General features: G+C 57.8%; 13 protein-coding genes and 1 other RNA gene. 5 read left to right on the top strand and 9 right to left on the bottom strand.

The features are described 5' to 3' along the window. Nucleotides 1-90: 90 nt before the first annotated feature. The 5 genes from carA to grpE form a co-directional block, all read right to left on the bottom strand. A complete protein-coding gene (gene carA, locus V476_RS06195; RefSeq protein ID WP_003395184.1) occupies nt 91-1,227 on the bottom strand; it encodes a glutamine-hydrolyzing carbamoyl-phosphate synthase small subunit in 1,137 nt (378 codons plus the stop codon). A 216-nt stretch (nt 1,228-1,443) separates the two neighbouring features. Continuing rightward, the gene (gene dapB / locus V476_RS06200) at nt 1,444-2,247 is read right to left on the bottom strand and encodes a 4-hydroxy-tetrahydrodipicolinate reductase (protein ID WP_024959664.1); all 804 of its coding nucleotides are present in this window, start codon (nt 2,245-2,247) and stop codon (nt 1,444-1,446) included. Between the two features lie 21 nt (nt 2,248-2,268). Then, a complete protein-coding gene (gene dnaJ, locus V476_RS06205; protein ID WP_003395180.1) occupies nt 2,269-3,411 on the bottom strand; it encodes a molecular chaperone DnaJ in 1,143 nt (380 codons plus the stop codon). A gap of 326 nt (nt 3,412-3,737) precedes the next feature. Next, complete coding sequence (gene dnaK, locus V476_RS06210; protein WP_003313641.1) at nt 3,738-5,654, bottom strand: molecular chaperone DnaK; 1,917 nt, start codon at nt 5,652-5,654, stop codon at nt 3,738-3,740. 111 nt (nt 5,655-5,765) lie between these two features. After that, complete coding sequence (grpE, locus tag V476_RS06215; RefSeq protein ID WP_003313642.1) at nt 5,766-6,329, bottom strand: nucleotide exchange factor GrpE; 564 nt, start codon at nt 6,327-6,329, stop codon at nt 5,766-5,768. Nucleotides 6,330-6,599: 270 nt separating this feature from the next. On the opposite strand from grpE, the gene recN reads away from it, so the two are divergent. Then, nucleotides 6,600-8,273, top strand: coding sequence for a DNA repair protein RecN (gene recN, locus V476_RS06220; RefSeq protein WP_003418848.1), 1,674 nt, complete (start codon nt 6,600-6,602; stop codon nt 8,271-8,273). Between the two features lie 44 nt (nt 8,274-8,317). Here the strand turns inward: recN and fur are convergent, their stop codons facing one another. After that, on the bottom strand, nt 8,318-8,725 hold the full coding sequence (fur, locus tag V476_RS06225; protein ID WP_003313643.1) for a ferric iron uptake transcriptional regulator: 408 nt from the start codon (nt 8,723-8,725) through the stop codon (nt 8,318-8,320). A 98-nt stretch (nt 8,726-8,823) separates the two neighbouring features. On the opposite strand from fur, the gene V476_RS06230 reads away from it, so the two are divergent. Then, nucleotides 8,824-9,345, top strand: a complete 522-nt coding sequence (locus V476_RS06230; RefSeq protein WP_003431549.1) for an outer membrane protein assembly factor BamE — start codon at nt 8,824-8,826, stop codon at nt 9,343-9,345. A 75-nt stretch (nt 9,346-9,420) separates the two neighbouring features. Here the strand turns inward: V476_RS06230 and V476_RS06235 are convergent, their stop codons facing one another. The 3 genes from V476_RS06235 to V476_RS06245 are packed head-to-tail and all read right to left on the bottom strand — an operon-like array spanning nt 9,421 to nt 11,573. Beyond that, entirely contained in the window at nt 9,421-9,735 is a 315-nt protein-coding gene (locus V476_RS06235; RefSeq protein ID WP_024959663.1) for an RnfH family protein, read from the bottom strand. Then, nucleotides 9,728-10,162: a type II toxin-antitoxin system RatA family toxin gene (locus V476_RS06240; protein ID WP_003340547.1), complete on the bottom strand. Its 435-nt coding sequence runs from the start codon at nt 10,160-10,162 to the stop codon at nt 9,728-9,730. The genes V476_RS06235 and V476_RS06240 overlap by 8 nt, the downstream gene beginning before the upstream one ends. Before the next feature lie 7 nt (nt 10,163-10,169). Further along, on the bottom strand, nt 10,170-11,573 hold the full coding sequence (locus V476_RS06245; RefSeq protein WP_024959662.1) for a sodium-dependent transporter: 1,404 nt from the start codon (nt 11,571-11,573) through the stop codon (nt 10,170-10,172). 113 nt (nt 11,574-11,686) lie between these two features. Between V476_RS06245 and smpB the strand changes: the two genes are divergently transcribed. From smpB to ssrA, 3 genes are all read left to right on the top strand, one after another. Next, complete coding sequence (gene smpB / locus V476_RS06250) at nt 11,687-12,169, top strand: SsrA-binding protein SmpB (RefSeq protein ID WP_003313649.1); 483 nt, start codon at nt 11,687-11,689, stop codon at nt 12,167-12,169. A 308-nt stretch (nt 12,170-12,477) separates the two neighbouring features. Then, nucleotides 12,478-12,762, top strand: a complete 285-nt coding sequence (locus tag V476_RS06255; RefSeq protein WP_024959661.1) for a hypothetical protein — start codon at nt 12,478-12,480, stop codon at nt 12,760-12,762. Between the two features lie 114 nt (nt 12,763-12,876). Then, nucleotides 12,877-13,268: a transfer-messenger RNA gene (gene ssrA, locus V476_RS26750) on the top strand. Nucleotides 13,269-13,382 lie beyond the last annotated feature (114 nt).

The following is a 13,382-nucleotide window of genomic DNA, read 5'->3' on the forward strand; positions in this document are numbered from 1 at the left end:
ATTTGTCTGAGGTGGCCTGGGCGGCAGCGACCGGACATTGAGTCCGGGGCCGCCCTGGGCACCTGCGTATTACAGTCTCAAGGCAACCGGTCAGCGGCGCTTGGCCATGGCTTCGATAAAGCGATCGAACAAAGGCGCGACGTCGTTCGGGCCCGGACTCGCTTCAGGGTGACCCTGGAAGCTGAATGCGCTCTTGTCGGTCAGTTCGATACCCTGCAGGGTGCCGTCGAACAGCGACTTGTGAATGGCGCGAACGTTGCTCGGCAGGGTTGCCTCATCCACCGCAAAACCGTGGTTCTGGCTGGTGATCATGACCACACCGGTGTCCAGATCCTGGACCGGGTGGTTGGCACCGTGGTGGCCGTGGCCCATCTTCACGGTCTTGGCACCCGCGGCCAGCGCCAGAAGCTGATGGCCGAGGCAGATGCCGAACACCGGAATGTCGGTTTCCAGCACTTCTCTGATCGCCTTGATGGCGTAGTCGCACGGCTCCGGGTCACCAGGGCCGTTGGACAGGAAAACGCCGTCCGGCTTGTAGGCGAGCACTTCACTGGCAGGCGTTTGCGCCGGCACCACGGTTACACGGCAACCGCGCTCGACCAGCATGCGCAGGATGTTCACCTTGACGCCGTAATCGTAGGCGACCACGTGATAAGGCAGCTCGGAGGCGGCAATTTCAGGGTGGCTGTCGGTTTTCAGATCCCAGACGCTGGAACGCCACTCGTAGGTGTCCTTAGTGCAGACTTCCTTGGCCAGGTCCATGCCCTTGAGGCCCGGGAAGCTGCGGGCAGCGGCGATGGCCGCCTCTTCGGTGATGTTATCGCCGGCCAGGATGCAGCCGTTCTGGGCGCCTTTCTCACGCAGGATGCGGGTCAGGCGGCGCGTATCGATGCCGGCGATGGCAACGACGTTGTTGGCTTTCAGGTAATCACCGAGGGACAGCTTGTTACGCCAGTTGCTGGCGACCAGAGGCAGGTCGCGAATGACCAGGCCGGCGGACCAGACGCGATTCGACTCTGCGTCTTCAGGGGTGGTGCCGGTGTTGCCGATATGCGGGTAAGTCAGGGTAACGATCTGCTGGGCGTAGGAAGGATCGGTAAGAATTTCCTGATAGCCTGTCATTGCGGTGTTGAACACCACCTCACCAACGGTCTGACCGTCGGCTCCAATGGCTTCGCCGCGAAAAATGCTGCCATCAGCAAGGGCGAGTATGGCTGGCTTAGTCAAGAAGACCTCCCGTAAATAAAACCTGAAAGGGCGATCGCAGGCTGCAAAAAAGCGGAATGACGTAGTTACGTCACCCCGCTTTCTTATGGAATCATCTGCGCGCTTTTAGTGGACACACTAAAGCTGTAGCTTACAGAAAAGGCCCATTTTGGTCTACCACCAATGAGCCTGAAATGCGGGAAAATGCGACAAGACCACGAATGACCCTGTATGAAATCAATGCAGACCCAACACATCCTGCATGTCGTAAAGCCCTGGCGCCTTGCCGTCGAGCCACATTGCAGCCCGCACAGCACCCTTGGCGAAGGTCATGCGACTGGATGCCTTGTGCGTGATCTCGACCCGCTCACCGTCCGCTGCGAACAGCACGGTGTGATCACCCACAACGTCACCGGCACGAATGGTCGCAAACCCGATGGTCTGACGATCACGCGCGCCGGTCTGGCCTTCACGACCGTAGACCGCGACTTTTTCCAGATCGCGACCCAGCGCATTGGCAACCACTTCACCCATACGCAAGGCGGTGCCGGACGGCGCATCGACCTTGTGCCGATGGTGCGCCTCGGTGATTTCGATATCGACCTCATCACCCAGAACGCGTGCAGCGGTGTCGAGCAGCTTCAGACACAGGTTCACACCGACGCTGAAATTGGCAGCAAAGACGATTGGAATGTCTTTGCCCGCCTCTTCCAGACGCTGCTTCTCTTCCGCACTGAAGCCAGTGGTACCAATGATCATCGCCTTGCCTGCCTTGCGACAGAACGCGAGATTTTTCAGCGTCACCGAAGGATGAGTAAAGTCGATCAGAACGTCGAATTCGTCCGCCACCCTTGCCAGATCACCTGACAACGGCACGCCGATACGACCCAGCGCAGCCAGTTCGCCCGCATCAGCGCCTACCAGCGTGCTGTCAGGACGATCGATAGCCGCGGTCAGCCCGGCGCCCGGCGCCTGCTGAACCGCCTCGATCAAGGTCTTGCCCATACGCCCGGCGGCGCCTACTACAGCAATACGTCGCATGCCCTGCTCCCGTTGATAGCCTTACAGATCGCCGAAGAAACGCTTCACACCCTCAAACCAGCCACTGGCTTTCGGAGAATGGGACTCGTCGTTTTCAAGCGAGGTGCGGAACTCTTCAAGCAGTTCGCGCTGGCGCTTGCTCAGGTTGACCGGGGTTTCGACTGCAACACGGCACATCAGGTCACCTGCACCGCCGCCACGCACTGGAGCGACGCCCTTGCCACGCAAGCGGAACTGCTTGCCGGTCTGGGTACCTTCGGGGATTTTCAGTTTGACGCGACCATCGAGCGTCGGCACTTCAAGCTCGCCGCCCAGCGCTGCATCGGTAAAGCTGATAGGCACTTCGCAGAACAGGTGCTTGCCATCACGCTGGAAGATCGCGTGTTCGCGCACATTGATCACGACATACAGGTCGCCGGTCGGACCACCCTGGGTACCCGCCTCGCCTTCGCCAGACAGACGAATGCGGTCACCAGTATCAACACCTGGCGGCACTTTGACGGAAAGCGTCTTGGACTCTTCGACGCGACCTTCACCATGGCAAGAATCGCACGGGTCAGAGATGATCTTGCCGTGGCCATGGCAGCGCGGACAGGTTTGCTGCACAGAGAAGAACCCCTGCTGCATGCGCACCTGACCAATGCCACCACACGTAGGGCATGTGACCGGCGAAGAACCTTTCTTGGCACCGCTGCCGTCGCACGGCTTGCAGTTGACCAGCGTCGGAACGCGGATATTCACGTTAGTACCGCGAACCGCCTCCTCCAGATTCAGCTCCAGCGTATAGCGCAGGTCACTGCCACGCTGAGCGCCGCCACGACCACCGCCGCCACCGGCACGGCCGCCACCAAAGAAGTCGCTGAACACATCGCCGAAGATATCGGAGAAGTTGGCGCCACCGGCACCGCCACCAAAACCACCGCCGCCACCCATGCTCGGATCGACACCGGCATGGCCATACTGATCGTAGGCCGCGCGCTTGCTGGCGTCGGAAAGCACTTCGTAGGCTTCGTTGGCCTCTTTGAACAGCTCTTCCGATGCTTTGTCATCAGGGTTGCGGTCAGGGTGATGCTTCATCGCCAGACGGCGATAAGCCTTCTTCAGATCCGCCTCGCTGGAGCCTCGCTCCACTCCCAACACTTCGTAATAATCACGCTTTGCCATAATTCTTCCGCACTCTTGAGGACGTTCGGCGAAGGCTCTCCTGAGCCGCACAAACTCGTTGAGCCCCATACAGGCCCGGACCCAACTCACGTCGATTCAACGATCCTGGTCTTCGTTCAGCAGCCAGATGCATCCGGCCGAGAAAGCGGCAGAATGATTCGCCACGCAGGAGCGTCGCGATCTTGCCACGTGGCGTGCGGAGCAACTCCACACGCCGAAATTTTTGCTTGTTCCAGACACGCCAACGCGGGAGCAAGCTCCCGCGCGGCGACATCCTACCAGTCAGCGCTCGAAAGAGGTCAACCGGCTTTCAAGTGAGCCTGCGCTTACTTGTGGTCTTTTACTTCTTCAAACTCGGCGTCGACGACATCGTCAGCCTTGGCAGTTTCTTCAGCTGGCTTGGCCGCAGCGTCCGGGTTTTCAGCCTGCTCGGCGTACATCTTCTGAGCAATTGGCGCGGAAACCTTGGACAGCTCTTCGACCTTGGCTTCAATGGCAGCCTTGTCGTCGCCTTTGATAGCGGCTTCCAGAGCAACCAGTGCAGCTTCTACCGCAGTCTTCTCTTCAGCGGTGACCTTGTCGCCCGCGTCAGCGATCATCTTGCGAGTCGAGTGGACCAGCGCATCACCCTGGTTACGGGCAGAGGCCAGCTCTTCGAACTTGCGATCTTCTTCGGAGTTGACTTCAGCATCGCGAACCATCTGCTGAATTTCTTCCTCGGACAGACCGGAGTTGGCCTTGATCACGATGGACTGCTGCTTGCCGGTGGCCTTGTCTTTCGCGCCAACGTGCAGGATGCCGTTTGCGTCGATGTCGAAGGTCACTTCGATCTGTGGCACGCCACGTGGAGCAGGTGGAATCTCGGCCAGGTCGAACTTGCCCAAGGACTTGTTCTGACCGGCTTGCTTACGCTCGCCCTGCAGGACGTGGATGGTTACCGCGTTCTGGTTGTCATCGGCAGTCGAGAACACTTGGGATTTCTTGGTAGGAATCGTGGTGTTTTTCTCGATCAGCGCAGTCATCACGCCGCCCATGGTTTCGATACCCAGAGTCAGCGGGCTGACGTCCAGCAGCAGAACGTCTTTGACGTCACCGGCCAAGACTGCGCCCTGAATGGCAGCACCCATGGCAACGGCTTCGTCAGGGTTGACGTCTTTACGTGCTTCTTTGCCGAAGAACTCGGTCACCAGCTTCTGAACCAGCGGCATACGCGTCTGACCACCGACCAGAATCACGTCGTTGATCTTGCTTCTGTCGATGCCAGCATCTTTCAGCGCCATTTCGCATGGAGCGATGGTGCGCTGAACCAGGTCTTCAACCAGCGATTCCAGCTTGGAGCGGGAGATCTTCACTACCAGGTGCTTAGGACCGGTTGCGTCTGCAGTGATGTAAGGCAGGTTGACTTCGGTCTGGGTGCTGGAAGACAGCTCGATCTTGGCTTTTTCGGCAGCTTCTTTCAGACGCTGCATGGCCAGCGGATCACCCTTGAGGTTCATGCCGCTTTCTTTCTTGAATTCGTCAACGAAGTAGTCGATCAGACGAATGTCAAAGTCTTCACCACCCAGGAACGTGTCACCGTTGGTGGCCAACACTTCGAACTGGTGCTCGCCATCGACTTCAGCGATCTCGATGACCGAGACGTCGAAAGTACCGCCACCCAGGTCATAAACGATGACAGTGTGGTCGCCCTTGGCCTTGTCCATACCGTACGCCAGCGCAGCTGCGGTAGGTTCGTTGATGATGCGCTTGACGTCCAGACCGGCGATACGGCCAGCGTCCTTGGTAGCCTGACGCTGACTGTCGTTGAAGTAGGCCGGAACGGTGATGACCGCTTCGGTAACCGCTTCACCGAGGTAGTCTTCGGCAGTCTTTTTCATTTTCTTCAGGATTTCAGCGGAAATCTGAGGAGGCGCCATTTTCTGGCCATTCACTTCAACCCAGGCGTCACCGTTGTCAGCCTTGACGATCTTGTAAGGGACCATCTGGATGTCTTTCTGAACGACATCCTCTTCGAACTTGCGACCGATCAGACGCTTCACCGCGTACAGGGTGTTGTGCGGGTTGGTGACCGCCTGACGCTTGGCGGACTGACCGACCAGGATTTCGCCATCATTTGCATAGGCGATGATCGAAGGTGTAGTACGAGTACCTTCAGCGTTCTCGATAACCTTGACGTTACCGTTTTCCAGAATTGAGACGCAGGAGTTGGTAGTCCCCAGGTCGATACCGATAATTCTGCCCATCTTTGACTCTCCCGAAACTTGCAAAACTTGGATTTGGTTGCCGCCAGTGCGTTGACACCGTGCGGTAGCTCTTAAACGCTTGACCTTTAAATGGGGGCCTTACAGCTGATTTCAAGCCTGCTCGTTGATTGACGGCGTTGCAGGCGATGGTGCCTTGCTGACCACGACCATGGCCGGGCGCAACAGGCGACCATTAAGCTGATAACCCTTCTGAAATACCTTGAGCACCGTGTTGGGCTCAACGTCGGCACTTTCCTGCATGGCCATCGCCTGGTGCTGGTCGGCACTGAACGGTTGGCCGTGCGGATCAATGGCTTCCAGCTGATAACGCTTGAGGGTGTCCTGGAACATCTTCAAGGTCAGCTCGATGCCTTCACGCATCGGGCGAATGCTTTCATCGTCCGGACTGGACAGATCAAGGCCTCGCTCCAGACTGTCGATGATCGGCAACAGATCACCGGCAAATTTTTCCAGCGCAAACTTGTGCGCCTTTTCAACATCCTGTTCGGCACGGCGGCGGACATTCTGCAGATCCGCAGCCACGCGAAGGGATTGGTCCTGCGCAGCGGCCAGTTGCTCTTCGAGCACCTGCACACGGGTTGTCAGTTCATCGCCCGCGCCCGCCTCGGCAGCCTGATCCTGAGCCTGCGCATCCAGATTCTGTTCGTCAGCCATACATCTTCTCCTCTAAAAACGTCCGCGATCCCGATTCGCGCTTCTGCCCACCTATATGGGATCGGATTTTCCGGCTTCAAGGGTTTCTTGTGATCGAGATACGCATTCCCTGACAAATAATCCGGATTCCGGCCCGGCAAAAAATGGCGCATTGACACAAGAGGGACTAAAAACCACTTCAGACCGATCAAATCGAGCTAAGCAAGGGCATTGTCAGCCACAAATAAAACACTGTATAAATAACCAGACAAACAGCCCGGGAGCCGCTCAATGCTGGTGCACCTTTCCGTACACAACTACGCCATTGTCGAACACCTTGACCTTGAACTGGATCGAGGCATGAGCGTCATCACCGGCGAAACCGGTGCTGGCAAGTCGATCATGCTCGACGCCCTGGGCCTGACCCTGGGCGACCGTGCCGACAGCGGCGTGGTCAGGCCAGGCGCCGACAAGGCCGACATCCTGGCCACGTTCGACCTGGGCGATATTCCCGAGGCACAGACCTGGCTCAAAGAGCGCGACCTGGACAACGACGGCCCCTGCATCCTGCGCCGGGTCATCACGGCCGAAGGGCGATCACGCTCCTATATCAATGGCTCGCCTTGCCCTCAGGGCGACCTGAAGGCGCTGGGCGAACTGCTCATCGATATTCACAGCCAGCATGAACACCAGTCGCTGCTCAAGACCGACACCCACCGACGCCTGCTCGACGAATACGCGGGTGCGACCGATCTGGCCCGTCAGGTTCATCTCGCGGCCCAGCGCTGGCGGCAGACGCGGCAGGAGCTCGAGCGCCTCTCCAATTCGGGTGACGAGCAACGCGCACGGCATCAGTTGCTGAGCTATCAGCTCGAAGAACTGGAAAGCCTGAGCCTGGGCGAAAACGAGCTCGAACAGCTCGAACAGGAACACAAGGACCTGACCAACGCCGAAAGCCTGCTGAGCATTTGCCGACAAGTGGTCGAGCAGTGCAGCGAAAGCGATTCCGGCAACGTGCTCAATGCCCTGACCGCCAGCCTGCATCGCCTTGGCAGCGTCGACCATTCCCCGTCCGCCCTGAGCGAGGCCACAGGGCTGCTGTCCAGCGCGCAGATACAGGTAGAAGAAGCGGTAGGCGAGCTGAATCGCTTTCTGGATCACTTCGATGCCGACCCTGCCCGCCTGCAACAGCTTGAAGAACGACTCGATGCTATCTATACGCTGGCGCGCAAGCACCGCATCCAGCCAGGCGAAGTGGCGACACTGCAACAAAAGCTGCTGGATGAAATAGAAACGCTGAATGCCAACGACGAATCCATCGAACGGCTGGAGCATGAAGTGCAAGCATTCGCGCGGCACTATCAGGATAAAGCCCGCGAGCTGAGCGACCTGCGTCACAATTCGGCGACGAAACTGGCCAGCGCCGTAGAACAGGAAATTCATCGTCTGGGCATGCCCGGCGGTCGTTTCCAGATCGACCTCAAAGCCAACGCCAGCGTAGAACCCTCGCCTCACGGCCTGGAGCAGGTAGAGCTATTGGTCAGCGCCAACCCCGGCCAGCCATTGAAAGCGCTGGCGAAAGTCGCGTCGGGTGGCGAACTGTCGCGCATCAGCCTGGCGATTCAGGTCATCACTGCGCAAACCTCGCGGGTGCCGACGCTGGTATTCGACGAAGTGGATGTGGGGATTGGCGGACCGACCGCCGAGATCGTGGGGCAACTGCTGCGTCGCCTGGGCGAGCGCGGCCAGGTCATGACCGTCACTCACCTGCCGCAGGTCGCGGCGCAGGGCCATCAGCACCTGTTCGTGCATAAGGTGCGGGACAACGACGCAACGCGCACAGCCGTATCCAGGCTCAGCAAGACTGAACGTATAGAAGAAGTCGCCCGCATGCTGGGCGGCATCGACCTGACCAAGGAATCTCTGGCGCACGCCAAAAAGATGGTCGTTACGGCTAAAAGCTGAGCGATAGAAAGCACAAAGGCGACCGCGGTCGCCCCTGTTGCTGATTACGCCTTCTTGTTACGGACGTAGAGCACCAGATTGTGGTCCACCAGGTCAAAGCCGTGTCTTTCGACAATGGCTTTCTGAAGCTTCTCGATTTCTTCGTCGAAGAATTCGATCACCTCACCCGATTCCACGTTGACCATGTGGTCGTGGTGGCCGCCATCAGCCAGCTCGAACACAGCATGACCGCCGTCGAAGTTGTGGCGCACCACCAGTCCAGCGGACTCGAACTGAGTCAGAACACGGTAAACCGTGGCCAGACCGACGTCCTCGCTGGCCTCCATGAGAGCCTTGTAGACATCCTCGGCACTCATGTGGCGTTGCTCTGCAGAATCGAGCATTTGCAGTATTTTGACCCGCGGCAAGGTTACCTTGAGTCCTACTTTACGTAGTTCGTTATTTTCAACCATGGTCAGCTTTCTCGCAGACGCTGCTTCGCAGCTTCTCTTAATGCAGGTATGATCGGAGTTTACGTTGTCCCAGCCAAGATAGTGGAAGTCGCCCACCGATGCAAAACACCAAGCTCTTGCTAACCAGTTTCACCTTCGTGGGACTGCTCGCACTCGCCGGTTGTTCATTCCCCGGGGTTTACAAAATCGACATCCAGCAGGGTAATGTCGTCACGCAGGACATGATAGACCAGTTACGCCCCGGAATGACCCGGCGGCAAGTACGGTTTATCATGGGCAACCCCCTGTTGACCGACACTTTCCACTCCGATCGGTGGGATTACCTGTACAGCCTGCAGCCAGGTGGCGGTGAACGCCAGCAGGAGCGTGTCAGCCTTATATTCAACGGCAATGACCAGCTCGTGAGCCTATCTGGCGACTTCATGCCCGGCGTCAGCCGCGATGAAGCCATTCTCGGCAAGGGCAGCGACACCACTGTCCCGGCAGAGAACCAGCCAGTGCAGCAGCCTGAGGAACCGGCCAAGCCAGGTTCGTTGCTGGATACAATCCAGAAGGACGTGGACAGCGTCGAGACAGTACCGGTCCCGACCCAGGAGCCGCTGGACACCAACACCCGGTAGTCCAAAGCGCCCAACAAAAAGCCCGGCATGCCGGGCTTTTTTGTGTCTTCCATTCAGCCAGCGTTCAGCCCGAACTCATCCTGTAGGCGTTCTTTTTTCACGCGCCTTGGCGGCACGCAGACGCCTGATCTCCATCGGGTCGGCCACCAGCGGACGATAAATCTCTATCCGCTCACCCGCCTCCAGCACCCGCGCAGCAGGATCAGCCACCACCTTGCCGAATATACCGACGGCGCACAGGCTCAGATCCAGCTCGGGAAACTCCTTGTCCATACCGCTGAGTGCGAGCGCCTGACGTACCGAAGAGCCGGCCGGGACATCGACCGTCTTCAATACCTGGCGCTGCACTGAGGCGTAAACCACCTCTATCTGAATCGATGCGTCAGCCATGCAGCTCTTTCGCTCGCTGGCAGAACGCATCCACCAGCGTGTTGGCTGCCTGATTGAACAGCGGCCCCAGCGTGGCGCGAACGATGGTGCCGGCATAATCGAAGGACAGATCCAGACTGATCTTGCAGGCTTTCTCACCCAGCGGCTTGAACGTCCAGACACCGTGAAACTGTTCGAACGGCCCTTCGACCAGGTCCATCACGATCGACTCGCCGGGAACCAGCGTATTGCGCGTCATAAACTTCTGGCTCAGACCGCCCTTGGCGATCTCCAGGCTGGCGCGCATCTGCGCCTCACTAGCCTCAACCACGGTAGCGGATGAACACCACGGCAGGAACTCGGGATAACGAGCCACATCATTGACCAGGTCATAAAGGAACCTGGCCGGGTACGGCAGTAAAGCAGAGCGTTGTATATGCGTAGTCATGTGAGCGTCATTTCCAGAGCTGAGCGGCAAACACCACAAGAATGCCGAGCGGCGCCACGTAGCGCATCAAAAAGTACGTCAGGTTGAAGAGCAGTGGACTGCGAATCGACAATTCGTCGCGCACCGTCTCACGGCCCATCACCCAACCAGCGAATACTACAAAACACAACCCACCCAGCGGCAACATGATCCGCGAAGTGAAGAAATCAATGACTCCGAAGAAGTCCAGGCCAGTCGATGCGCCCCATTGATAGAGGTGGAATGCGCCTCCATCGTTCACGAAAAACTTGGCTTTTTGCCAGATATTGAACGAGAACACCGTGCCCAAGCCCACAAACCAGCAGGTAAAGGCCAGCCAGAACGTCACCCAGGCGCGGCGAATACGGGTGCGCTCGACCAGGTAGGCAACCATCGGCTCAAGCAACGAAATCGCCGAACTCCAGGCTGCAACGGCCACCAACACGAAGAACACGATGCCCATCAACTGGCCGAACGCGACGTTGCCGAATGCATACGGCAGCGTGACGAACATAAGGCCCGGCCCCTCGCTGGGGTTCAGGCCTGCGGCGAACACGATCGGGAACAGCGCAAGGCCGGCCAACAGCGAAACGAAGGTATCGAGCAACGCGATGCCGACGACGGTGCTGCTGATCGACGCGCCTTTGGTCATGTACGCGCCGTAGACCATGATCGAGCCGACACCGACGCTCAGGGAAAAGAACGCATGGCCCATCGCAGGCAGCAAGCCATCCAGCACCTTCTCGGGATTGAAGTCGAACATGAAATGCACGCCTTCCATGAAATGCCCGGTGGTCAGGCTATAGCCCAACAGCGCGAGCATCAGCAGGAAAAGCATTGGCATCATGATGCGCAGACTCTTCTCCAGCCCGGCCTCGACACCTTTGCCGATCACCACCGCCGACAGCAGCATGAAAATCGTGTGCCACAGAATCAGACGCCACGGGTCGGCAATCACCGCACCGAAATAAGCACCGACCTGATCCGGCGACACACTCTGAAAGTCGCCGCGCCCCATGTCGATGATGTAATCCAGCGACCAGCCGCCCACCACACTATAAAAGGAGAGAATCAGCAGCGCCGTGATCATCCCGGCAAACGCACCCCAGGACCAGCGCGGCGAATGCCCCGCTTCCTGCGCCAGCGTCTTGAGCGCATTCGCAGGACTGAGCCGGGAACGACGGCCAATCAGCGTCTCGGCGATCATCACCGGAATACCGATCAGCGCAATGCACGCCAGAAAAACCAGTACAAATGCACCGCCGCCATAGGCACCGACCATGTACGGAAATTTCCAGATACTGCCCAGCCCCACAGCAGAGCCGGTGGCAGCCAGGATGAACACCCAGCGACTTGCCCAGCTACCGTGGACCGAAACCTTGTCCGTCGACATTATCGAAACGCCCAGCTAAAAAAGATCGCGCATTGTCCGGGATTCAACCTTTGTGCTCAAGCACGCGCTTTCCCGTAGCCGACATTGATGCAACTGCCTATAATGCGCCCCCTATGGCTAAGCTCAAGAAACACCCCACAGGGACCATCGCGCAAAATAAGAAAGCGCGTCACGATTACTTCATCGAACACAAGTTCGAGGCCGGTCTGGTCCTGTCTGGCTGGGAAGTAAAAAGCCTGCGTGCCACCAAGGTACAGCTGGTCGACAGTTATGTGCTGCTCAAGGATGGCGAGGCCTGGCTGATGGGTTGCCACATCACGCCTCTCAAGACTGCCAGCACACACGTCATCGCTGACCCGACACGCACCCGCAAACTGCTGCTGAACAAGCGCGAGCTCGAAAAGCTCACCAGCTCGGTTCAGCAGAAAGGCTATGCCTGCGTCGCCCTTTCCGTTTACTGGAAGGAGCACCTGGTCAAGTGCGAAATTGCGCTGGGTAAAGGCAAGAAGGAATACGACAAGCGTCACACCGAACGCGAACGCGATTCGGACCGTGAACTCCAGCGTGCCGTGCGCTCCAAGGGCAAGGAAGACTAGGTCCCGGCGCTGGCGTGTGCCAGATGTCCTGACCCGGACATTTGGCACTTCATATCGACCCCTTTACCCGCACACACCGCTCCACTCCCCCGCCTCAACCCGTTCGATACCTCAAAGCGAAGATCGCCTCATTTTGGTGCTTGAATGCGCAATGTGGCTATTTCGCAGTATTCCGAAAATAAAATAGAACGCCTGCGTTACACCACAGTCAATCCTTTAGGCCCAACTGTTAAACGGGCTTTCAAACCCCTCGGGCGACGGCCTCAAACACCGGCCATACCGAGTCCACAGGTTACAAGGAGAGACACATGAAGCGTACCGCCCTCACTGGATTGTTCCTCAGCGCCGCCCTGTTGGCTTCGCCGGTTTTTGCCGCCGATGATTTGTGCTCTGCCAATATCAAGACTCTTGAAAACGCCCAAAACTCTACCAACACAAACCTGAGCACCGGAAACAAGGATATGCTCGAAACCACGGTGAAGAGCGCTAAGGCGGCCCAAGATCAAAAAGACGAGAAAAAATGCATTGAGATCACTCAGAAAGCTATCACGTCATTGAAGAACACCGGTTCGGGCAGCGAAGGCACCAAGTAAACCTTCGAGCAGGCCAGCCAGCTACCCTGGCTGGCCTGAACGATTGCAGCAGACGGGTCGACGTGTCACGCCAATTGGCGTACACTGCGCCCCAGCGATTGCGAAAGCAGTCTCGGGGCCGATTTGGATTCGACGCCGGTGATGAAACTTTAGGTGCATGCCGAGTTGGTAACAGAACTCGTAAATCCACTGTTGCAACTTTCTATAGTTGCCAATGACGAAACCTACGGGGAATACGCTCTCGCCGCGTAAGCGGTGCTAGCCTTCCTTCTGGCAGCTTCGGCTCCAGCAATCATTAGGGGATGCCTGTAAACCCGAAATGATTGTCATATAGAACAGGATCGTCGCCTAGTACGTTGTGGACGAAGCGACTAAAACTTACACAACTCGCCCAAAGCACCCTGCCCGTCGGGTCGCTGAGGGTTAACTTAATAGACACGGCTAAGCATGTAGTACCGACAGCGGAGTACTGGCGGACGGGGGTTCAAATCCCCCCGGCTCCACCAAATTGCAAATGAAGGCGCCCTAGGGCGTCTTTTTTTGTGTATGTGACCCAGAAATACAGGGGTTTCGACGCTTTTGGAGTGCTATTGATATTGGCGCTCAAAAGGGTACTCCAT

This window comes from Pseudomonas syringae KCTC 12500 (assembly GCF_000507185.2).
GTDB lineage: Bacteria > Pseudomonadota > Gammaproteobacteria > Pseudomonadales > Pseudomonadaceae > Aquipseudomonas > Aquipseudomonas syringae.